Source organism: Rhodanobacter sp. OK091, from assembly GCF_900142825.1.
Classification (GTDB): Bacteria; Pseudomonadota; Gammaproteobacteria; order Xanthomonadales; family Rhodanobacteraceae; genus Rhodanobacter.
In genome coordinates this window covers 950,807-972,486 of the sequence record NZ_FRCH01000002.1, presented here as the reverse complement: position 1 = coordinate 972,486, position 21,680 = coordinate 950,807, and the positions used below count along the sequence as shown (strand labels likewise).

Sequence of the window (21,680 nt, the reverse complement as noted above, 5' to 3'; positions counted from 1 at the left end):
TGCCATGCCATCCATGGGCTTCCGCCTCCGCCTTGCACTGTTCTTCGTCGCGACCCTGGTGACGGTGCAGTTGCTGACTGCTGGCCTGGTCTATGAGGTGACCCGGCGCGCGCTGGTGGCAGAGGGCGAGCGCCAGCTGACTGCCAACGCGCAGGCATTCGTGGCACAGATGGATGACATTTCGGCGCGCATCGCCGGCAATGTCGAGGTGCTCTCGCTCGACTACGCCTTGCGCGCGGCCATCGCCGAGCGCGATCGCGGCACCGTGCTGTCGGTGTTGCGCAATCACGGTCGCCGGGTAGGCGCCTCACGCATGCTTCTGGTCGGTCTGGATGGGACAGTCGAGGCCGATACCGGTGATACGGCAACCGCGCTCACGCATTTCCCCTTTCCCGATCTGATCGACAGCGCGTATGAACGACGCACGGCCGCAGTGGTGGCGCTGGATGGCAAGGCCTCGTGGATGGTGGCGGTGCCGATCTACGCGCCGCAGCCGGTGGGCCTGGTGGTGGTGAGCGTACCGCTGGATGACGCGCTGCTGGCGCATATGCAGCAGCTGTCCGCATTGCCGCGTGATGTCGAGCTGGCGGCACAGTCGGCTCCCGGCCATTGGGCGGTGGTGGCACGTGGCGACAGTCGCACCGGATTGGTCGACAGTCTCGTGGCCGCACACCAGGGATTGCCGTGGAAGCCTTTGTTGACCGAGGTCGACGGCAAGGAATACATGGTGCTCGCACAGCGGCTCAAACAGCCGAAGCAGGGCACCTCGGTAGTGGCGGTGCTTGGCTACTCGCTGGACGACGCGCTGAGCCCGTTCCGGTCGGTGGCGATCGCCTGGGCAACACTGCTGGCGTTGGGATTAGGCGTAGGCCTGCTCGGCGCATGGTTCACCGCACGCAGCGTATCGCGCCCGGTCGAGGCGCTTGCCGCGGCGGCACGGCGTATCGAAGCGGGCGATTACCGTACCCCGGCCAGCATGCAGCGGCACGACGAGATCGGCCAGTTGGCCGGCGCCTTCGGCACCATGACCAAGGCCGTGCATCAGCGTGAATGGCACATTCGCCATCAGGCCATGCACGACAGCGTGACGGATCTGCCCAATCGCGTGGCTGCCGAGGCGAGCATCGATCAGGACCTCGGCGACGGCGATCGTACGGGTGAGGGCGCCTTGCTGATGGTCGGGCTGACCCGCTTGCCGGAAATCATCAAGACCATGGGGCACGCGCTGTGTGACCGCCTGATGCGCGACGCCAGCGAACGCATGCGGCGCGTTGCGGTCGACGCGTACCTGGCGCGTACCAGCGATACGCAGTTCGTGCTGTGGCTGTCACAGGCCGACCAGGCGGCGGCAGTCGCGGCAGCATTGCGCATCCTCGACGTGCTCAACGAGCCTTATCAGGAAACCGACGTCAGTATCGACCGGTTGCCCTCCGTAGGTATCGCGATGGCGCCGGCCGACGGTTCGCAGGCAAGCACCTTGCTGCGCCACGCCGAGGTGGCACAGTTCGCCGCCAGCGGTTCGGCCAGCGGGCTTAGCTTCTACGACGCGACCACCGATCCGCATAGACCCGATCGACTGTCGCTGATGGGCGACCTGCGCGATGCGCTCGATCGCGAAAGTCTGTTGCTGCACTACCAGCCCAAACTCAACCTGGCCAGCCAGCGCGTCGACGGTGCCGAGGCGTTGCTGCGCTGGAACCATTCCCGGCGTGGCTGGATAGCGCCCGACGCGTTCATCGGCATGGCCGAAGACACCGGCAACATCCAGCGGGTCACCCGCTGGGTGCTGGCCAGTGCCTTGGCGCAGGCGCAGAAGTGGATCGAACGCGGCCTGCCGTTGCATATCGCGGTGAACCTGTCGACGCGCGATCTGGAGGATGCCGAGTTGCCGGCGCGGATCGATGGGCTGCTTTCGATTCATCGCGTGCCGGCTGCCTGTCTGACGGTGGAGGTGACCGAGCGCGCGGTGATCGGCGAGCCGGATACCGCGATCCGCATCCTGCGCCGGCTGGCCGAGCAAGGCGTAGGCATCGCGATCGATGATTTCGGGGTGGGGCAGTCCACCTTTGCGTATCTGCGCCATCTGCCGGTCAGCGAGCTGAAGATCGACCAGATGTTCGTCAAGCACCTGGCCTCCGACACGAACGACCGTACCATCGTGCGTTCCATCGTCGATCTGAGCCATCGGCTGGGTTATCGCGTCACCGCCGAAGGCGTGGAGGACCAGGGCGCGCTGGATTATCTGGCCTCGATCGGCTGCGATCATGCGCAGGGCTATTTCATCTCCCGGGCGCTTCCCGCCGATGCCTTCGCTGCATTCGCCACGGGGCGAGACGGGCACGCCTTCGCCGGAGGAGTGCAGCAATGATGCGTTGCCCATGGCTGCTCTGCCTGCTGGGTTCCACCGTGTGCCCGGCGCTCGCCTTTGCGCAGGACGTGGACTTGCATGCCTACATCGACGGGCGATTGGTCGCCGCACCGGGCGAAACCAGCTGGACCCATGGAGGCCTCGGCAAGACACGCTTCGGTGATGGCGGTACTGATGCGCAGTTCGGTGGCGCCGGCATAGTCGGCACAGCCCAGCTCACGCCTGCGTTGCTGGCCCTGGCCGAGATCCAGTTCCAGACCACCGACCGCCCCACCGTGAGCGTGCTCGAAGCCTACCTGCGCTACCGTCCGGTCGCGCTTTCGCGCTGGCGCTGGTCGGTGCAGGCCGGCGCCTTCTTTCCCCCGATCTCGCTGGAAAACGATGCGATCGGCTGGACCAGTCCGTGGACGCTCACGCCTTCGGCGATCAATAGCTGGGTCGGCGAGGAGCTGCGCGTGATCGGCGCCGAGGGGCACGTCGAGTGGCGGGGCGACGTCAATACCGTGGAACTGCGCAGCGCATTGTTTCGGCGCAACGATCCGGCGGGCAACCTGCTGGTCGATCGCGGCTGGTCGCTCAGCGACCTCACCTCCGGTCTGGGCAGTCGGCTGCGTGAACCGAATGCGACTGGCGGGGATGGTGAGCCGTCGCCAGCCAGCCGTTACGACCCGTTTCAGAACATTGGCAGCCGCATAGGCTGGTACGCGGATATGGAATGGCATGCGCCAGGCCTGGGCCGGGTGAATCTGATGCGTTACGACAATCGCGCAGACCCGGCGGCGCATACCGCCAGCGGCGTATTCGCCTGGCATACCTGGTTCACGGCTATGGGCGCCAGCACCGACACCGGCCCGATCCGCTGGATCGCCCAGGCGATGGACGGAGCCACCGTGATCGAGCCGACGGATGGCGTTCAGTTCAAGACCGGTTTCCGTTCGGCCTTCCTGCTGGCTGGCTGGAACCGAGGCCAGTGGCGTCCCGCGGTGCGGATCGAACACTTCAGCACACAGGGGTGGTCCGATGCCGGCACTCCCCAGGGCGAGCACGGCAACGCGATTACCGCTGTGCTCAACTGGCGTCCGCGTGACTGGCTGCGGTTGACGGCCGAAGTGCTGCGGATCGACAGCACGCGCACACAACGCGTCGATGCCGGACTGTCGCCGGCATCGACGGTTACCCAGGTGCAGTTGGGTGTTCGGCTGATCTATTGAGCGGCAAACCCAGCGTGGGAACCTCCCGTCCGCTGTTGCATCCGATCATTGGCGATTCGATTTCATCAACGTGATGCAACCAGAGGGGAATGACATGTTGCTCTATGCAGTTCTGATTTTTGCGATTGCCGCCGTCGGCGGTTTGGTGCTGGCTTCCAGCGTATTGCGCGGCAAGCTGGCGCCGTGGGCGATCTCGGTGTTGCACGCCTTGCTGGGGGCCAGCGGCCTGGTGTTGCTTATCCTGGAAGTGCTCAAGGGCGCTGCGCCCGGTCGCCTCGCCGCGGCGCTGGGCCTGCTGGTGGTCGCCGCGCTGGGTGGTTTCTTTCTCGCCTCGTTCCACCTGCGCAAGCAGGTCGCGCCGAAGGCCGTGGTGTTCGTGCACGCGGGCGTCGCCGTGGCCGGTTTCCTGACCTTGCTCAGCCTGCTGCTGGGCTGAGGAATCGCCATGCGCCATCCACTCCATCCCGCGCTGGTCCATTTCCCTATCGCCTGCTGGTCGCTGGCCACGGCAGGGGACCTGGCCAGTCTGGTCTGGGGTGAGCCGGCGTGGCGTCTTGCCGGCGTGTTGCTGGTGGCGGGGATCGGTTTCTCGATCCCCGCCATGCTGGCCGGTTTTTTCGAACTGGCCAAGGTCGCCGAAGAGAATCCGGCAATCAAGGACGTCAACCGGCACATGATCGTGGTGATGTGCGCGCTGGCCTTCTATACGGCCAGTCTGTTCCTGCGTCTGCAGGGCGCTCATCTCGTTGAGCCGGGCCCGCTTGCGATCGCGCTGAGCGCGCTGGGCTTCGGGTTGTTGTGTGTTGCCGGTTGGCTCGGAGGCAAGCTGGTGTATGGGCATCGGCTCGGTGTCGCCCCGCTGCCGCCTCCGTAGCAGGTTCAGCCTTTCGCTTTCGCCGGTCGCGGCAAGCGCCATAGATACCACGCGGCAGCGGTGCGGTGCGGGCTCCAGACCTGGCCGATCAGCGCCATCGCTCGGGGCGTGGGCGCCACGGCTAGTGATTTCAGCAGCCGATAGCCTTCGCGCACACCGAAATCGTCTACCGGCAAAATATCCGGCCGAGCCAGGCTATAGATCAGGAACATCTCTACCGTCCAGCGGCCGATGCCCTTCAGCGCGCTCAATCGTGCGATCAGTTCGTCGTCCGACAGCCGTTGTGCCGCGGCCAGATCCGGCACCACGCCGCTCAGCGTGGCGGCGGCGATGCCGCGGATCGTCTCGATCTTGCGCGCCGAGAAACCGCAGGCACGCATGTCATCGAAGTCGGTGTCGAGCAATTGCGGCGGCGACGGAAACGGCTGCCGCGGATGCAGCGCCAGCAGGCGCGCGAGGATCGCGTCGCCCGCCTTGACGTGCAATTGCTGATAGGCCACGGCACGCACCAGTGCCTCGAATGGTTCACGCGCCGGTTTCGGCTCGTGCCCGCAGGGACCGAGCTGCGCTACCAGGCGTGACCAGTCGGCGTCGATCGACGCCAGGTACGTCGATGCATCGACGGGTGCCGGCTTGCGGCTCTTCATGGCCACGGGATTCTCCTTGCTAACCGGCACGGCGAAACGTTAGGTTGATGCGGCATGCGCCGAGTGCTTCGTGATGGTTCGGCTTGAGCGGCAGCACACCGTGGTAGCGCAGCCGCGCCGGGCCGCCCCAAACGACCACGTCACCATGGGCCAGCGGAACGCGCATCGCGCGGTCCGTGCGCTGCATGCCGCCGAACAGGAACACGGCCGGGATGCCCAGCGAGACGGACACGATGGGCTGGCTGAAGTCGCGTTCGTTGCGATCCTGATGCAAGGTCAGCCGGGTGCCCGGTTCGTAACGGTTGACCAGGCAGGCATCCGGTACGAAGCCGGGAAAGCCGGCTCGCGCGGCGGCGGCTCCGGCCAGTTCCAGGAAGACCTCCGGCATGGCGGGCCACGGTTTGCCGCTATCCGGATCGACAGCATCATAGCGATAGCCGCGCCGGTCGCTGACCCAGCCCAGCGGTCCGGCGTTGGTCATCCCCACGGACATGCGGAAACCACCCGGTGTGATCAGGTGGCGAAATGGCGCCTGTGCCGTGATCGTCTCGATCGCCCCCAGCAGCGGTCGCTCGTTTTCCAGCGCAAATCCGCGCAGCACTACGGCGCCGGCGCAGAGTGTTTCGTACTGGCGCGAAGGATTGAGTGTGGCGGGGAACAGATCGGTCGTGATCATGCGGCGTCGTGAAAGATGATGCCCAGCGTATGCCGGTGACCGCTGCGCACGCAGCTCACGCCATGCCGCAGGTTGACCCGGTAGCTGCCTCGCGTGCCTTGCACCGGACGCTGGTGCACCGCGAACACCACGGCGTCGCCCTGGCGCAGCGGCACTACCTGCGGCCGCGACTGCATGCGCGGGCGCTGTTCGGTCAGCACGAATTCGCCGCCGCTGAAATCGCGTTCCGGTTCGGACAGCAGGATCGCGACCTGCAGCGGAAACATCTGTTCGCCATAGAGATCCTGATGCAGGCAGTTGTAGTCGCCAGCCCCGTACTGCAACAGCAGTGGCGTGGGGCGTTGCTGCCCGGCGGCGTGGCAGCGTGCGATAAATTCGGCATGCGTGTCGGGGTAGCGCACGTCGATCCCCATCGCCGCGTTCCAGCGATTCGCGATCGGCGCCAGCCGGGGATAGATTGCGCTACGCAAGCCGGCCACCGCGTCCGGCAACGGGTAGCCGAAGTACTTGTATTCGCCGCGTCCGAAGCCGTGCCGGCCCATCACGACGCGGCTGCGGAACAGCTTGTCGTCCGCATAGAGACCGGCCAGTGCGCGGCATTCGTGCGGTGACAGCAACGCTTCGAGCATCGCACAGCCTTGGGCGTCCAGATCGTCCGCAACGCCGGCCCAGTCGAAAACCCGCAATCGCGTATCGGCGTTATCCGTCGTCGTGGCGATGGTCGCCGCGTGCAGCTGCACACTCATGCCTGCGCCTCGCGCGCGAGCAGGGCGCGCTTGCGTTCCACACCCCAGCGATAACCGGACAGGCTGCCGTCATTGCGCACCACGCGATGGCATGGAATCGCTACCGCCAGCATGTTCGCGGCGCAGGCGCCGGCTACCGCGCGCACGGCATTGGGCGAACCGATGCGCTGAGCGATCTCGCTGTAGCTGGCGGTGACGCCCGCCGGTATGTCGCGCAGCGCCTGCCAAACGCGCTGCTGAAATGCGGTACCGCGCACGTCCAGCGGCAGGTCGAGGCCGATCGCCGGTGCTTCGACGAAACCGACTACCGTGGCCACCAGCTGCTCGAACGCGCGATCGCCGCCGATCAGGTTCGCCCTGGGGAAGCGATCCTGCAGGTCGCGGGCCAGCGCATCCGGATCGTCGCCGAACAGGATCGCGCAGACGCCGCGCTCGCTCTGGGCGACCAGGATCGCGCCCAGTGAGCATTCGCCGATCGCAAAGCGGATGTCGTGGTCGGCGCCGCCGGCGCGATAGCTGGACGGCGTCATGCCGAGCACTTGGTTCGACGTCTCGTAGAAACGGCTGCTGGCGTTGTAGCCGGCGTCGAAGATCGCTTCGGTCACGCTGCCGCCGCGATCCAGTTTGCTGCGTACCCGGCTGGCACGATGCGCCGCAGCGTACTGCTTCGGCGTCAATCCGGTGACGGACTTGAACACGCGGTGGAAGTGGAACAGGCTCAGGCCGGTCGGTTTCGTCAGCTGTTCGAGGGTGGGCGGGGTCTCCGCGTTCTCGATCAGACGGCAGGCTTCGGTGATCATCGCGGCATGCTGTGCCTGCAACGACAGCTGATTGGGCTTGCAGCGCTTGCACGGACGGAAACCGGCGCGCTCAGCTGCCGCAGCGGTATCGTGGAACGTCACGTTTTCGGGCCGGGCCGGCCGGGCTCCGCAGGAGGGACGGCAGTACACGCCGGTGGTCTTGACCGAATAGAAGAAGCTGCCGTCGGCGTGCGCATCGCGCGCCTGCACCGCGGCCCAGCGCGGATCGGCCTGCGTCGTGGCGGCAAGTGCAGCATGTTTGTCGGACGTTTTCATGGGGCTCTCTCCGATAGATTATCGCGTACTGTCCAATCTACGGATCGGGTGCGGCCGCGGCACTCCGGGTCTTGCGCTCGAATTCGCCGGTTCACCACTGCAGGACGAGCTTGCCGATATGCGCACTGCTTTCCATCAATGCATGCGCACGGGCCGCTTCGGCAGCGGGAAATACCTGATGGATGATCGGCCGAATCGTGCCGGCTTCGAGCAGCGGCCAGACCTTTTCATGCAGCTGAACGGCAATCGCGCCCTTGAAAGCGACCTCGCGGCCGCGCAACGTGGAGCCGGTGAGGGTGAGCCGCCGGCGCATGATCGTGGCTGCATCGATCTCGGCCCTGCTGCCGCCCAGCGTGGCGATGAAGACCAGCCGGCCGCCTTCGGCCAGCGCGTCGATTTCGCGCGGGATGTAGTCGCCGGCAACCATGTCGAGAATCACATCCACCCCACGTCCATCCGTGTGGCGATGCGCTTCGTGCACGAAGTCCTGCGTGCGGTAATTGATCGCCGTCGCGCCCAGCCCTTCGCAGGCCACGCACTTCTCCGCGCTGCCGGCTGTAGCGAACACGCGATGGCCGATGGCATGCGCCAGCTGGATCGTAGTAACGCCGATGCCGCTGGAGCCGCCCTGCACCAGCAGGGTCTCATGGCTGCCGCCCTCGCCGCGGCCGAGCCGGCCCCGATCGAACACGTTGCTCCACACGGTGAAGTAATTTTCCGGCAGCGCCGCCGCCTCGACCAGCGAAAGCCCGCTCGGCACCGGCAGGCACTGCGGCAGCGGCGCCACTGCGTATTCCGCGTAGCCGCCGCCGGCGAGCAGGGCGCACACGGCATCGCCGCGCTTGAGCCCGAATGGGTTGTCGCCGCCGAAGTCGCCATCCACCAACTCGCCGGCGACTTCCAGGCCGGGCAGGTCGGATGCGCCCGGCGGCGGCGCGTAATGGCCCTGGCGCTGGAACACGTCCGGCCGGTTCACGCCGGATGCCGTCACCTTGATCAGCACCTCGCCGGGTCCGGCCTGCGGGATCGGGCGCCGCACCAGCTGCAGGACGTCCGGAGTGCCGAAGCGGGTGATCTCGATGGCTTGCATGGCGGTCATGGTGGCTTGGCGTGATGGATATTCAATAGACACTGGCGCCGCCGCGCAGGATATCAAGAGCGCATTGCATGGCATGGAAGACTCGACACGTGAGGAAAGTCGGATTTACCGGGCACCTGATCGCGTATATCTTCGAAGATTCGCTTCAAAGAGTCGCTGTCCAGGAAAACCTGCAGCGATGCCACGTCTTCATGGCTAAAGGTTCGCCCATCCCCAACACGTACGTACCGGAGAACGCAACATGGTGACACGCAGACGTTTCCTGCAAGGCGCTGCCGCATTGAGCCTGCTCGGCAGCCGGCTCGAGCCACTCGCGGCGTTCGCGACGCCCCGCGGCGACAACGCGATGTCACCGGCGCCTGCGCCCGAAGGCGTCGCGCGGTACGTCGATGTATTCATCGGCACCGGCGGCCATGGCCACGTCTATCCCGGCGCCTCGCTGCCGTTCGGCATGGTGCAGTTGAGCCCGGATACCAACGACGCCGGCTGGGATGCCTGCTCGGGGTATCACCAGGGCGACGGCTCGATCATGGGCTTCTCGCATACACACCTGAGCGGCACTGGCGCCAGCGACATGCTCGACGTGCTGGTGATGCCGGCGCAGGGGCCGGTGCTGCTGCAGCCCGGCGCTCGCGGCCTGCCGAATCAGAACTACCACTCGCGCCATGATGGCGCCGCCGCCGGTGCCGGGCTCTCCGCCGACAGCGTGGCGCAGCCCGGGGCGGGCTATCGCTCGCGTTACGATCATGAACAGGCGCAGCCGGGTTACTACCAGGTGCACCTGAAGGATCACGACATCCTCGCGGAGCTGACCGCGACGCTGCGTGCGGGACTGCATCGCTACACGTTCCATGGCGAGGGCAGCGGCCATCTGCTGATCGATCTCGCACACGGTTTCCACGACGATGCCGCCGTCCCGTGCAAGGTCAGCGATGCACGACTGAAGCTGGTCGGCAACGACACCCTCGTCGGCGAACGCCGCGTGCATCAGTGGGCCGGCGGACGACACATCTATTTCGCGATGAAGCTGTCGCGCCCCATCACCCAGGCCACGCTGTATGTCGAGGACGCGCCGCTGCCCAAGGGTACCGGCGAGGCGCACGGCACACACCTGAAAGCCGCGCTGCATGTCGACAGCATCGCCAGCGTGCCGCTGCTGGTCAAGGTCGGCATTTCCGGAGTCGATGTCGAAGGCGCGCTGCGCAATCTCGACGCGGAAATTGCCGGCTGGGATTTCGATCACGTGCGCAGCGCGGCTGCCGCATCATGGGAGCGCGAGCTCGGCCGCATCCGCATCGACACGGCGTCCGAAGACGTCCGCCGCATCTTCTACACCTCGCTGTACCACACCATGCTGGCGCCGACCTTGTTCAGCGACGTCGACGGCCGCTATCGCGGCATGGACCTGGCCGTTCACCAGCTGCCGCAGGGCGCACACAACTACAGCACCTACTCGCTGTGGGATACCTACCGGGCACAGCATCCGCTGCTCACCTTGTACCAGCCCGACCGCGTGCCGGACCTGGTCAACGGGCTGGTGCGGATGGCCGGCGAGAGCCCGGACGGTCCGCCGGTATGGCCGCTGCAAGGCGTGGAGACGGGCTGCATGATCGGCTATCACTCCGCCGTGGTGGTGGCCGAGGCACATGCGAAAGGCTTCACCGGCATCGACTACGCGCGTGCCTGGCCGCTGTTCCGCAAGCGCGCAATGGACGATGACTACCGCGGGCTGCCGTTCTACCGCAAGCTCGGCTACATCCCCAGCGACAAGGAAGGCGAGGCGGTCAGCAAGACGCTCGAATACGCGTACGACGACTGGGCCGTGGCGCATCTGGCTGACGCCGCCGGCGCACATGCCGATGCCACACGGCTGCGCCACCGCTCACGCAATTATCAGCATGTGTTCGACCGCAAGCTCAGCTTCGTGCGGCCGCGCGCCAGCGACGGCACGTGGCTGGAACCGTTCGATCCGCGCGGCATGGGCTACGCCTCGACATGGCGCGACTTCACCGAGTCGAATGCGTGGCAGGCCACTTTCCTCAACCAGCACGACCTGTACGAATACATGAAACTGTTCGGCGGCGAGCGGGCGTTCGAACGCAAGCTGGATGCACTGTTCAGCACCAGCTCGGCGCTGCCGGCGGATGCGCCGCCGGACATCGCCGGCATGGTCGGCCAGTACGCACACGGCAACGAACCCAGCCATCACGTAGCCTACCTGTACGCGTACACCGGTTCGCACCACAAGACGCAGGCACGCGTACGCATGCTGCTGGAAAGCATGTACGAAGCGCAGCCGGACGGACTTGCCGGCAACGAGGATTGCGGTCAGATGAGCGCCTGGTACGTGATCAGCGCGCTGGGCCTGTATGCGGTCGATCCGGTCAGCACGAATTATGTGTTCGGCAGCCCGCTGATCGATCGCGCGGAGATCGAGTTGGCCGCTGGACGCAAGCTGACCGTGCTGGCGCCGGGCAACGGTCCGGACAGCCCGTACATCCAGTCGGTCAGCTGGAACGGCAAGCCGTGGAGCCGCAGCTGGATCAGCCACGCCGAACTGGCCGCAGGTGGCACCTTGGTGTTCCAGATGGGCAGTTCGCCGAACACCAAGTTCGGCGCCGCTCCGGCCGATCGGCCGCCGTCGTTCGGTACTGCGGCGGTTTAGGCCGCCGTATCGACCAGCACCAGCTCCGCATCCTCGATCGCGGTGATGCGGAGTTTGGCCTCGTTGCGGATTGCCGCGCCGTCGCGGGCATCCAGCTTCACGCCGTTGAGCTCCACCTTGCCGGTAGCCGGCACCAGGTAGGCGTAACGTCCGGGGGCCAACGCGTACTCGGCGCTTTCGCCGGCCTTGAGCGTGGCGCCCAGGACGCGCGCGTCGGTGCGCAGCGGCAAAGCGTCGGTGTCTTCCTTGAAGCCGCTGGCCAGCGTCACGAAGCGACCCGAACGCTCGCCCTTCGGAAACGGCCGGGCGCCCCAAGAAGGCGGCTTGCCGTTTTCGTCGGGGATGATCCAGATCTGGAAGATGCGCGTGGTGACGTTCTCCAGGTTGTACTCGGCGTGGGTGATGCCGCTGCCCGCGCTCATCACCTGCACGTCGCCGGCCTCGGTACGGCCTTCATTGCCGAGGCTGTCTTTGTGGCTGATCGCACCTTCGCGCACGTACGTGATGATCTCCATGTCCGCGTGCGGATGCGGCGGAAAGCCCGTCTGCGGCGCAATGGTGTCGTCGTTCCACACGCGCAGCGCGCCCCAGCCCATGCGGCCGGGCTCGTTGTAGCTGGCGAACGAGAAATGATGTTTGGCTTTCAGCCAGCCATGATCGGCTCCACCCAGGCTGTCGAAGGGTCTGCGTTCAATCATGATGATTCTCCTGGTGCGATGGGCGCCGTCCGGCGCATGCCGGGCAAGATAGGGCTGTGCGCGCCCACTTAAAATACTCTTTTGAGAAACGGACTGTCGCTGCTAGCGAATGGACGCACCCGTTTCCGTAGAGGTGTTTTTCGCGTGGCGAGGCGCTGCGCATGGAAGAGGTCCCGGCCATCGGCTGTGTTTGCCAGGCGTACTGTGTCTCCATGACCTTTGACCCTTCGACAAAGACCTGGGTAGGCATAGGCTGCGCGCGGCCAGCCGGTATTTGGCGCGCCGTTATTTGGCGTGGTCATCCACCAGATGGCCGATGGATGGAGAGCGAAGTGAAGCCTCCCAGACCGTGTTCGTTTGCACGCATGGCAGGTGGATAGATCCGTCCGGTACTTCCCATGAGCCGATTGCCGAAATGAGTTCAGCAGGCTCGTTCCCCATGGTCGCAGCAATGAAATCAGGAATTCACATGAACAACAGCATGCACATCGAACATAACCCCATGCGCCGTCGCGCCTTCTCCGTGTGGAGTCTGGCGATGGCCACCATCATCGGTATCGGTGCAGTAGCCGGGTCCGCTGCGGTGAACGCACAGGCTACCGCGAGCAACGTCTTCGGCATCGCGCCGGCAGGCGATACCGTTACGGCAAAGAGCAATATCAGCAGGCTCAGCCGCCAGGTCAAAGTAGACGCCGAAGGTCGCTACAGCATCCGTTCGCTGCCGGTGGGTGTGTATACGGTAACGCTGGAGAAGGACGGCATCGCCGTCGAGCAGCATGACAACGTCCCGCTCACGGTCGGTCGCAGCAGCAAGGTCGACTTCCCCTGTCCGCAGAATCAGTGCGCGGAATCGGCAAGCCATCAGTAAGGCGTCGGACGGGTCGCGATACGGCTACTTTTTTCGGCGCTCAACAAAGACCGGTTAAGACGGAGTCCGGTCGCAACCCATCAATCTGAAGTCACATCGACAGCAAGATGCCCGGTGCCGAAAGGTGCCGGGCATTTTGCTATGCGATCAAGCCATGACGGTCTCGGATGGCCTCGTGTGGTTCCGACCCATGACCTTTGGCCCTTCGACAGAGAGCCTCGGCCAGCATAGGCTGACCGCGGTGAGCTGGTATGTTCTGCCCGGGGGTGGGTACGGCGGAACAACAAAGTAGGTCAGCTGACGCTGCAACCATGTTCATTTCGGGATGCCATGGTCCCGGCACGTGACGAGTGCGAAGAGGGGTGGCCGGGTCATGGTGGCAAAAATCCAAGCGGCCGCAAAAATCACCTTGCAAACGAGCTTATCGACGAACGATTGGCGGACTCATATCGCTTGAGTCCCAATGGATAAAATCAGGGAGTTCCATGAAAAACAGCAGCGACCTCAAGATCGACCACTCCACACGCCGCACGAAGGTCTCCGTGTGGAGTCTGGCCATTGCCATTGCCTTGGGTACCTATGGGGCGGGCGGAATCACCACGCTGCACGCGCAATCCACCACCGGCCGGATTTTCGGGTCGGCTCCGGCAGGCCAGACCATCATGGTACAAGGCTCGTCAGGTGCCCATCGCCACTCCAAGGCGAATGCCCAGGGCCGCTACACCATTGCCTCGTTGCCGATGGGGACTTACACGGTGACCCTGGCGAAGGATGAGAAAACCGTCGACACGCGCTCGAACATCGGCCTTACCGTTGGCGGCGGCGCTGAAGTTGATTTCGCCTGTCCTCACGACCAATGCGCAGAATCCGCGAACAACTAAGGCGTTCTTGGCCTGCAGCAATACTTGCCAACACATGCCCAGCGCCGAAAACGCTGGGCATGTCGTTTTCCGTTTTGAGACTCACCAATCCGTCGGGCGGTAGTCCTTCAGGAATTGTCCCCATATGTGCTCGCCGGTGTTGATGCCGCTGATGATCGGGTCGACGATGCGCGCGGCGCCATCGACGATGTCCAGCGGCGGGTGGAAGCGTTCCTCCAGTACCTTCTTCGCGGCCAGCTCGGCGGGATCCTCGTCGGTCACCCAGCCGGTGTCGACGCTGTTCATGTGGATGCCGTCGTTGTGGTAATCGGTGGCCGAGGTGCGCGTCATCATGTTGAGCGCAGCCTTGGCCATGTTGGTGTGAGGGTGGCGAGTGGTCTTGAAGCTGCGATAGAACTGACCCTCCATCGCCGACACGTTGACGATGTGCTTGTCGCGTTCGGGCGTGCGCAGCATCAGCGGCTTCAGCCGCGCGTTGATGATGAACGGCGCTATCGCGTTGACCAGTTGCACCTCCAGCAATTCCACCGACGGCACCTCGGCCATCAGCAGCCGCCAGGAGTTGCGCTGGCGCAAATCGATCTGCTGCAGGTCCTGATCGAGCCGACCCTCGGGGAACAGGTGGCTCTGCGCCAGCAACTCCTCCGGCAGCAGCGGCAGCTGCGACAGTTCGGCGGCGCGGGTCAGCCCGGGGAGATTCGAGCCACGATGCGCTAGCGTCGTCGCGGAAGTATCGGCTTCGGGCAGGATGTGCGAACTGCGCAATCCCTCGTAATGGCCGACCAGCTTGCGCACGTGTTCCGGCATATCGTGCAGCGCAGCCGTCTCACTTTCCATCATGTGCGCGTAGAAGTCCGGCGGCCGCCGCACGGTCTGGCAGGCGTTGTTGATAATGAAGTCCAGCCGCGGCCGGGTGGCGACCAGCTCCTGGCAGAACGCCTCAACGCTGGGCGTGTGGCGCAGGTCGAGTCCATACACCTGCAGCCGGTGCCCCCATTCGGCGAAGTCCGGCTCCTCGGCGTAACGTGCCGCCGAATCGCGCGGGAAGCGCGTGGTCACGATCAGTTCGGCGCCGGCACGCAGCAGCTTCAGGCCGGCCTGGTAGCCGATTTTCACGCGGCCGCCGGTCAGCAGCGCCACACGGCCGTGCAGATCGACCAGTTCGGTGCGCTTGGTGTAGTTGAACGCGGCGCAGCTAGGGCACAGCTGGTCATAGAAGAAGTGGATGGCCGAGTACTTCTGCTTGCACACATAGCAATGCTTCGGCTCGACCGATTCGCGTGGCTGTGCGGCGTCGGCATCCGGGGCGATGTCGTGCGCCTCGAAGCCCTGCGGTGCAAACACGTTCGGCGTGGTGAACACCGGCTTGCGGCGCAGTGCGCGGATCCCGGTCTGGTTGAGCACCGTGTCCTCGGCCTGGATCTTCGACGCGTGCCGCGCCTTCTCGGCTGCCTTCAGCTGGATCCGGCGGGCGACCGGATCGGGGTGATAGGCCTTCGCCACCGCCTGGTGCAGACGTTGGCGGTCATCCGCCGGCAGCCGGTCCAGCAGCTGCCGATCGGCCGCCACCGATTCCAGCAGTTCCGCTGCAGCGCGCAGGCGCTCGAGCAGTGCGCTATCGGTGTCGTCCGGCGGGGGCGGGGTAGCCGTTGTGGTCGTCAAGAGTGTCTTCCGTCATCGAGTGGGGCGAGACGCAGCGACGCCGCTGCTGCAGGCAGCAAGACGGAATCGCGCATCGCCAACCGGGTATTTTGCCTGTTCCGGCCGCACTTCGGGGAAAACCGGTCGCACGGCTGCAGCCATATCGCCGCATTCGCCGCAACCTCGGAGCGCAGATACTGCAGGCCACCGCACACTTCAGTGGCATGGCTCGTGCAAAAGTAGGGTCGTGGCTATCGAGGAGAGATGGCATGAATATTCGGGACATATGGCGTCTGCGGAGCTCCGCGCCATGCTCATCCCATCGCGCCGAAGGTCGTTTCGTGAGTGTGCAAGCAAGCGTTGCTGTGAATGTGCGAGCAGCCGTAACGGCGCCACCCATCTCTGTTTCAAATCCGGTTTCAAATCCGGCAGTTGACCTCATGTTGGTGGATCTGCCCACCGCGCACCGGGCTTTACCGATCGGGCGCCGGATCGCCGGGCAAGGCTGCCACGGCGCCAAAAAATTCGCCGGCATGGGGTGCTCCAGTGCACTCCCGCATGTTCCCCGCATCCGCTTTGTCTATTTCCCGACGACCGAAAGCAGCGATCGCTGGACGGCCTGCCATCAGCATCTGGTGACTGCCGAGGTGCTGCTTGACCGCGTGCTGGCCGCTCATGCGGCCGGGCTCCGTTCGATGGTTCCTGCGCTCGACCATGCTGCCGAGGCGCGCGCCATGGTGCGACCGCCCCGCGGGCTGTTTCATGTCGCTACGCTGGAGCACCGCCGCTGGTATCACGCGGATGGCACGGCGCGTGCGCAGCCGCTGACCCAGGAAGCTCTCGCCGCGCAGTTGGAGGTCGCTGAAGGCCTGTCGACGGAGGAGGCACGGCATCGCGCCGCCCATCGCTCGCATGCGTTGCCCGCCGCGGATCAAGCGTGGCTGATCGATCGCCGGCATACGCCGCTGCAGCAACGTCCGCTCAATCAGGCAGAGTTCCACACGCTGGTCGACGCTATCGAAGGCGCTTGGCTAAGCTGCGCCGGTGCATCGCATGGGGAGCGCGCGAATCGCCAGATCGCTTTGCGCGTGGCGGCGATGCTGGGCAGCCTGCTGGACGAATACGTGGCCTCGCCATTCAAGGTCGAAGCCCTGGCACAGGCGTTCAACGAGCGCCATCTCGGTCGCCTGCGCGAGACCATAGAGAATTCACGCCATGCCGAGTCCGCGTCGGGCGTCCTGCTCGTCGGTCCCAAGGCATGGTTCGCCGCCAAGGCCGCGCGGATGCGGGCTGAACACCAGATCGGCCTGGCCATGTCGCCGACTGCATTCCCGGCGTTGCAACTGACCGTGCGTCCCGTGATCGCCGTCGTGGGCGGCCGGCTGTGCACGTTCGTGCACGGCTGGCGTCGCAGCGGCTCAAGCGTTGCGGAGACTGCACCGGCGTTCACTGCGTTCGGCTGAGCGAGGGTTGGGCGGCTCAATACAAACGCCACCCATGGCCGGTAGGGCCAAGTCGTTCCCGCCCTTCATGGCATGCCTGTGCGCCCCCTAATGATGGAGGCCCGGACGCCGCCGACACGCTAGCTGCGGCATCCGAGTCGCTTCAATCCATCAGATCGCGCCATCCGGCATGGAATCTGTCCTCACAGAGCCAGGGCCAACTTGACCATGACCTGGCCCGATCGGTAGCTGTGGTTGAGCTGGTAATCATAAGTGCCTTCCAGTGACCACCTTGTGCTGCTGGCGAGTAGTAAACCAGCGCCCAGGTCAAGGAGATCCCGTCCCGGCTTGACGCCTGTGGCCGTGAATGACGGACCGCCGCTTTCGAAGGCTGCCGTACCGCTCATGGCTTCGCCGCGGAACGAATGCAGCCAGTTGGCATGAACCTCCGGGCGTATGGTCAGCGGGCCGGAGCCGGCGAGATCGCGGGCGAATTTCACGCCGAGGCCGGACTGGAGGAAATCGTCACTCCGCGCATCGACCTTGAGATTGACGGCATTGCCACCGGCTTCGCTGTAGCCGGGAATTTTCAGGCGGGTGTATTGCAGTGTGGCGGTTGGCGTAATGACGGTGCGCCCGTCGCCCACGAAAAAGTGGTAGCCGGTCGCAGCGAACGCAGTGTACTGATGGCCACTGTAGTCGGCTCGCGCCGTCTCGCTGGTGCCCGGAAACACGACCCGGCGCGAACTGGAGTAGTCATCCCGGCCATACACAAGGGCTGCATTGACGAACCACGGGCCCGGCGCGTAACCAAGATAGGCGGTTGCCTGGTAGGAGCGGATGTTGCCCCGACTCTGCGAGTCGAGTCCGTCGAGCGTGGAGCGGGCGTATCTGACACCGACACCGGCGGTGGTTGCCCGACTGAGCGGAATGTCCAGACCGAGCATCGCGCCATGAGCATTGTCGGTATATCCCTCGTATCCGTTGTTGTCGCGCTGCGTACCGGCAAAGCCGAATGCGGCCGCCCACAGTTGCGGATCCCGCTTGTCGGGTTGGCATGCTGCAGCATTGTCCTGACGCTGCTTGTTTCGGTCATCGGGCTGATCATTCTGCTCACACGGCAGCTGGATGCTTTCCATGTGCGCGGCCCACAGCCCCTGAAACTGCTGGGTGATGCGGTAACTCGCCTGCGGCGCGGCGAGACTGGCCGCACCGGGCTGGAGTTGCGCCAGTGCACCGGCGACAGCGGCAGCGTTCGGCAGCAACGTGATCGCCGTCAATAGCGGTGCGGTTGTCGGCGTCAACGGCAGGGCGTCGATGACCGGGGCGATGATCGGGGCCGTCGGATTGGCTACCGGGGCCACGACGGTCGCCAGTGGAATCTGGGTCGCGATGATCTGCACCTTGCCGTTCGTGGTGGGCGCCGCCGAAAACAGGTAGCGCGTGGTGTTGCTGGTCGCCGTCACGGTGCTGCCGTTGGTGCCGCTGGTGGCATCGACGATGTTGAAAATGCTGCCTACCGGAATCGGTCCGGTGACGGTCACGTTGACCTGCAACGCGTTGCCGATGGTGGCCGCGCCAACCGGCACTATCTTGCCGTAGAGCGACGGACTGAAGATCGTGGTGTTGATGGTGCCCGCCACTGGAATCTTGAAGGCGCCTGCCACATTGAGGGTATTCGTATCGAGCGAGTAGGCTGCGGCATTCGCCTGGCCGGTGATCAGCGCATTGCCGCCGACCACGTTGATCTGCTTGAGTCCGCTCGCGGCGCCGACGGCACCGTCCAGGATGCTGTTGGCATGCAGCGTCAACGTGCCGGTACCGGCTCCCGCCGAATTGGTGATGGCTGCCTTGACGGTCTGACCCGCGCCGACATTGATGAAGCCGTCGCCGGCAAAATCCATCGTCGATCCGGTGTTGCTGGTAAAGCCACCGTAGAAATTGACCGTGCCGGTGCCCGCTACCGAGAACGTTGTCGAGTAGACCGGGCCGTTGAAGGTAACCGTGCTGGCATTGGCGCCGGCGGAAATATTGAGGAAGGTGGTGCCGACCGCGCCGACGAATCCGGTCACCGTCGAGCTGTTGTTGAACAGGATGCTCGCCGTATTCGCGGCGTTCGTGGTGATCGCGCCGCCGGGATCGTTGCCCGTATTGATGTCCTGGGCGCCGACGGTGAGCAGGCCGGGGCCTTGCGTATCGACGCCGCTGGCGACGCCGACCGGATTGACCACGCCGGGCAGTACGACAACTTCGCGGGCCACGGTCAATGGCAGCCAGGCCAACATGGTCGTGCCGAGGAGGGGGATCAAGAATGTTTTTTTCACGGGGAATGTCCTGCAGGGTTTGCGAACGGAGCTCGCGGCTTTGCATGGCCCACTGGGTCAGCAGGTGCGGAACGCTCGTCAGTCCCCGTTTGGCGTATCACCCCGGAGGTAAACGTGTGTGACCTGGAAACGCGAACAACTCTCCTCGCCGCGACAGACGAAGTGCCCGCGCAGCCGATGCTGTTGCTCTGAGTGACGACCGGCGCCTGTGCACCGTGTCCGGCCGACTATGCGGCCGCGAATGTCTTGCGTCAGGCGGATGGATGCGAAAAGCAGCCGGACTTGTCCTGCTGCCGGCGCCACTAGGCACTCACCCACGTGATGCGGGCGTGCAGGGCGCTCTGCATCGGCGGCGTATCGACGTTCACTCGCAGGACATCTGCGACGAAAGACACTCCATGGTTTGAACCAAGGGACCGGCAGTGCATCACGATCATGCGGTTGAACGTTCCTCCGGCCGGCGCGGGTCGCACCGGCATCTGGCGCGATGTGGCCTCTGGCTGGCTGCCTGCCTCATGGCGGCGGGCTCCCATGCACATGGCAGCGAGGCGCCGGCCTCAAAAAATTCGAAAGGGCAGGCGGCCGCACAGCTGTCCATCCAGCTCAACAACGACCGCATGACCCTGGCGATCACCAAGGTTCCGCAGGTGTATCTCTATGGCGTCATCGACGCCGGCGCACCGCAACGGTTCGAGGCGATGGTGCAGCAAGGCAAGATCCCGGTCGGCTCCGACATCTACCTGGATGCTTCCGACGGCGATCTGCATGCCGGTATGGCGCTGGGGCGGCTGTTCCGCAAGAGCGCGATGGTCACCCACCTGGGCACGCCACGGCGCAGCCGTCTCGCGACGAAGGTCAGCAAGGCGGCCACCTGCGTCGGCGCGTGCAGCTACGCGTACTTCGGCGGGCTCTACCGTTGGGCGCCCACGGGCAGCGATCGCATCGGCCTTCCTTCGTATCACGCGATGGCCGCGCAGACGTCGGAGGAGGTTGCCGCGTACCTGAAGGAAATGGACATCGACCTCGGCCCATTCAACACGCAGCTGGCAACGTCCCGCGATCCGGTGCTGTGGCTGACCACCGACCTGCTGATCTCGACCGGGCTGGCCAACAACGCCCGGCTCCCGCTCACCGTGCAGTCGTCGCTGTCGCCGCCGGCGCCGTCGGTGACGCTCGACCAGGTGGACCGCAACGGTCGGCACCGGCTGGTCATCCAGTGCCGGCCGGGCCAGCTCACGATCACCTCGTTCGACATGGTCGGTGCCGCAGCCGCCAGGGATATCCTGCGGCGCGGCACGCGTGCCTACATCGAGATCAATCGGCAGGAGACTCTTCTGCAGCCGTCCGGCGGCGCCCGCGCCGTCGACGATTCGCTGACGATGACGCATGACTATCCACCGACACAGATCGGCCACCTGCTGCTCGCGCGCACCATCGGCGCATGGGTCGACGGCAAGAACAAATCGTTCCGCAACGGCTTCCTCTTCGAACTCGATCCGGTCAGGGACGACTTGAAGAAGTATTACAGCGCCTGCTGGAAGGCCGCGCCATGGCCGACGGACTGAAGCGAGGGCTTCCGGACCGACGTCCGCAAGTCGGATAGACGCTGCGTCGAAGTTCCGCAGGTTGCGCAAATGGAAAAGGACATGTTCATCCGCGTCAAATCTCGAACGCGACCGGAACGCCTCGTTCAAGGCTCGTCAGCCGGCTTGCCAGACCCACCGTCGCGAAAGATCGGGCAAGTTGGCCCTGACTCTCCATGAAATGTTCCCAGCCTTCGTTGTGGATGGCGACGATCTTGGCTTGCGGGAACGCGTGCGCGAACTCGATGGCATCGTTGCTGCCCATGGTCATATGGAACGTGCCGCGCGGTTGCGCCGCGCCCGTGAAGAGAATCGCCAGCCGGATGTCGAACTTGTCCTTGATCGCTGCGATGCCTTCGTACCAAACGGTGTCGCCCGCCACATAGATGCTGCCGCTGGAGTTCTCGGGAGTTACCACAAAGCCCACGACATCGCCGCTGATGGGTTCGATACCCACGGGGCCATGCCGTGCGGGAGTCGCCGTCACTCGTACGCCGTTGTTATCCGACCCCTGAACCGCGACGGTTTCCCAGATATCCATCCCCTCGGCACTGCCGCCAAGCCGGGATGCGCCAGCGGGAGTGGTGAGTACGCGCGGTGCGTGCGCGAGAAAGGCTCGCCCCGAATGGTCGAGATTGTCCCAATGCTGGTCATGGCTGAGCAGCACGGCGTCGATGGGCAGCAGCGATGCCGGATCTGTCGCCGGCCCGGTCTTCTTGACCAAGGTGATGGTGCCCGCATCATAGGCTTGCGGTTCGTCGAAGGTCGGATCGGTAAGGAGCCTTGTGCCTGCAACTTCGATCAGCGCGGTCGGGCCGCCAATGAGGGTGAGAACAACTTTCATGGAGGTGAAATCCTTTATGGGGAATGTTGCGAGCTAC

18 protein-coding genes are annotated in these 21,680 nt (G+C 64.9%); 9 read left to right on the top strand and 9 right to left on the bottom strand.

Features of this window, described 5'->3' with window-relative positions:
• Positions 1 to 4: 4 nt before the first annotated feature.
• The 4 genes from BUA26_RS13615 (at position 5) to BUA26_RS13600 (ending at position 4,453) form a co-directional block, all read left to right on the top strand.
• The gene (locus BUA26_RS13615) at positions 5 to 2,368 is read left to right on the top strand and encodes a putative bifunctional diguanylate cyclase/phosphodiesterase (protein ID WP_083573008.1); all 2,364 of its coding nucleotides are present in this window, start codon (positions 5 to 7) and stop codon (positions 2,366 to 2,368) included.
• Entirely contained in the window at positions 2,365 to 3,579 is a 1,215-nt protein-coding gene (locus BUA26_RS13610; RefSeq protein ID WP_072761352.1) for a hypothetical protein, read from the top strand. Before BUA26_RS13615 ends, BUA26_RS13610 begins: the two co-directional genes overlap by 4 nt.
• A 94-nt stretch (positions 3,580 to 3,673) precedes the next feature.
• Positions 3,674 to 4,015: a hypothetical protein gene (locus tag BUA26_RS13605; RefSeq protein WP_072761351.1), complete on the top strand. Its 342-nt coding sequence runs from the start codon at positions 3,674 to 3,676 to the stop codon at positions 4,013 to 4,015.
• A 9-nt stretch (positions 4,016 to 4,024) separates the two neighbouring features.
• On the top strand, positions 4,025 to 4,453 hold the full coding sequence (locus BUA26_RS13600; protein ID WP_072761350.1) for a DUF2231 domain-containing protein: 429 nt from the start codon (positions 4,025 to 4,027) through the stop codon (positions 4,451 to 4,453).
• 5 nt (positions 4,454 to 4,458) lie between these two features.
• Here the strand turns inward: BUA26_RS13600 and BUA26_RS13595 are convergent, their stop codons facing one another.
• The 5 genes from BUA26_RS13595 to BUA26_RS13575 all read right to left on the bottom strand — a co-directional run bounded on the left by BUA26_RS13595 (position 4,459) and on the right by BUA26_RS13575 (position 8,688).
• Entirely contained in the window at positions 4,459 to 5,100 is a 642-nt protein-coding gene (locus BUA26_RS13595) for a DNA-3-methyladenine glycosylase family protein (protein ID WP_072761349.1), read from the bottom strand.
• 19 nt (positions 5,101 to 5,119) lie between these two features.
• Positions 5,120 to 5,776, bottom strand: a complete 657-nt coding sequence (alkB, locus tag BUA26_RS13590) for a DNA oxidative demethylase AlkB (RefSeq protein WP_072761348.1) — start codon at positions 5,774 to 5,776, stop codon at positions 5,120 to 5,122.
• Entirely contained in the window at positions 5,773 to 6,522 is a 750-nt protein-coding gene (locus tag BUA26_RS13585; RefSeq protein ID WP_072761347.1) for a 2OG-Fe(II) oxygenase, read from the bottom strand. The genes alkB and BUA26_RS13585 overlap by 4 nt, the downstream gene beginning before the upstream one ends.
• A complete protein-coding gene (gene ada, locus BUA26_RS13580) occupies positions 6,519 to 7,598 on the bottom strand; it encodes a bifunctional DNA-binding transcriptional regulator/O6-methylguanine-DNA methyltransferase Ada (RefSeq protein ID WP_072761346.1) in 1,080 nt (359 codons plus the stop codon). The genes BUA26_RS13585 and ada overlap by 4 nt, the downstream gene beginning before the upstream one ends.
• Before the next feature lie 91 nt (positions 7,599 to 7,689).
• Positions 7,690 to 8,688, bottom strand: coding sequence for an NAD(P)H-quinone oxidoreductase (locus BUA26_RS13575; RefSeq protein ID WP_072761606.1), 999 nt, complete (start codon positions 8,686 to 8,688; stop codon positions 7,690 to 7,692).
• Between the two features lie 250 nt (positions 8,689 to 8,938).
• On the opposite strand from BUA26_RS13575, the gene BUA26_RS13570 reads away from it, so the two are divergent.
• The gene (locus tag BUA26_RS13570) at positions 8,939 to 11,362 is read left to right on the top strand and encodes a GH92 family glycosyl hydrolase (RefSeq protein WP_072761345.1); all 2,424 of its coding nucleotides are present in this window, start codon (positions 8,939 to 8,941) and stop codon (positions 11,360 to 11,362) included.
• Here BUA26_RS13570 and BUA26_RS13565 read toward each other — a convergent pair.
• Positions 11,359 to 12,060, bottom strand: coding sequence for a pirin family protein (locus BUA26_RS13565; protein WP_072761344.1), 702 nt, complete (start codon positions 12,058 to 12,060; stop codon positions 11,359 to 11,361). The genes BUA26_RS13570 and BUA26_RS13565 overlap by 4 nt on opposite strands.
• A 469-nt stretch (positions 12,061 to 12,529) precedes the next feature.
• Between BUA26_RS13565 and BUA26_RS13560 the strand changes: the two genes are divergently transcribed.
• Together BUA26_RS13560 and BUA26_RS13555 are read left to right on the top strand one after the other, a co-directional pair.
• Positions 12,530 to 12,928, top strand: coding sequence for a carboxypeptidase-like regulatory domain-containing protein (locus tag BUA26_RS13560; RefSeq protein ID WP_255368352.1), 399 nt, complete (start codon positions 12,530 to 12,532; stop codon positions 12,926 to 12,928).
• Positions 12,929 to 13,413: 485 nt separating this feature from the next.
• Positions 13,414 to 13,809, top strand: coding sequence for a carboxypeptidase-like regulatory domain-containing protein (locus BUA26_RS13555; RefSeq protein WP_083573007.1), 396 nt, complete (start codon positions 13,414 to 13,416; stop codon positions 13,807 to 13,809).
• Between the two features lie 81 nt (positions 13,810 to 13,890).
• Here BUA26_RS13555 and BUA26_RS13550 read toward each other — a convergent pair whose 3' ends face one another.
• Positions 13,891 to 15,471 carry an SDR family NAD(P)-dependent oxidoreductase gene (locus tag BUA26_RS13550; RefSeq protein WP_072761343.1) on the bottom strand — a complete coding sequence of 527 codons (1,581 nt, stop codon included), beginning with the start codon at positions 15,469 to 15,471 and terminating at the stop codon, positions 13,891 to 13,893.
• Between the two features lie 419 nt (positions 15,472 to 15,890).
• Here BUA26_RS13550 and BUA26_RS13545 point away from each other — a divergent pair, with 419 nt between their 5' ends.
• Entirely contained in the window at positions 15,891 to 16,913 is a 1,023-nt protein-coding gene (locus BUA26_RS13545; protein ID WP_255368350.1) for a hypothetical protein, read from the top strand.
• A 182-nt stretch (positions 16,914 to 17,095) separates the two neighbouring features.
• Here BUA26_RS13545 and BUA26_RS13540 read toward each other — a convergent pair whose 3' ends face one another.
• Positions 17,096 to 19,216 carry an autotransporter family protein gene (locus BUA26_RS13540; protein WP_143154275.1) on the bottom strand — a complete coding sequence of 707 codons (2,121 nt, stop codon included), beginning with the start codon at positions 19,214 to 19,216 and terminating at the stop codon, positions 17,096 to 17,098.
• A 515-nt stretch (positions 19,217 to 19,731) separates the two neighbouring features.
• Here BUA26_RS13540 and BUA26_RS13535 point away from each other — a divergent pair.
• Entirely contained in the window at positions 19,732 to 20,781 is a 1,050-nt protein-coding gene (locus BUA26_RS13535) for a hypothetical protein (protein ID WP_072761341.1), read from the top strand.
• Between the two features lie 94 nt (positions 20,782 to 20,875).
• Here the strand turns inward: BUA26_RS13535 and BUA26_RS13530 are convergent, their stop codons facing one another.
• Entirely contained in the window at positions 20,876 to 21,643 is a 768-nt protein-coding gene (locus BUA26_RS13530; protein WP_072761340.1) for an MBL fold metallo-hydrolase, read from the bottom strand.
• Positions 21,644 to 21,680 lie beyond the last annotated feature (37 nt).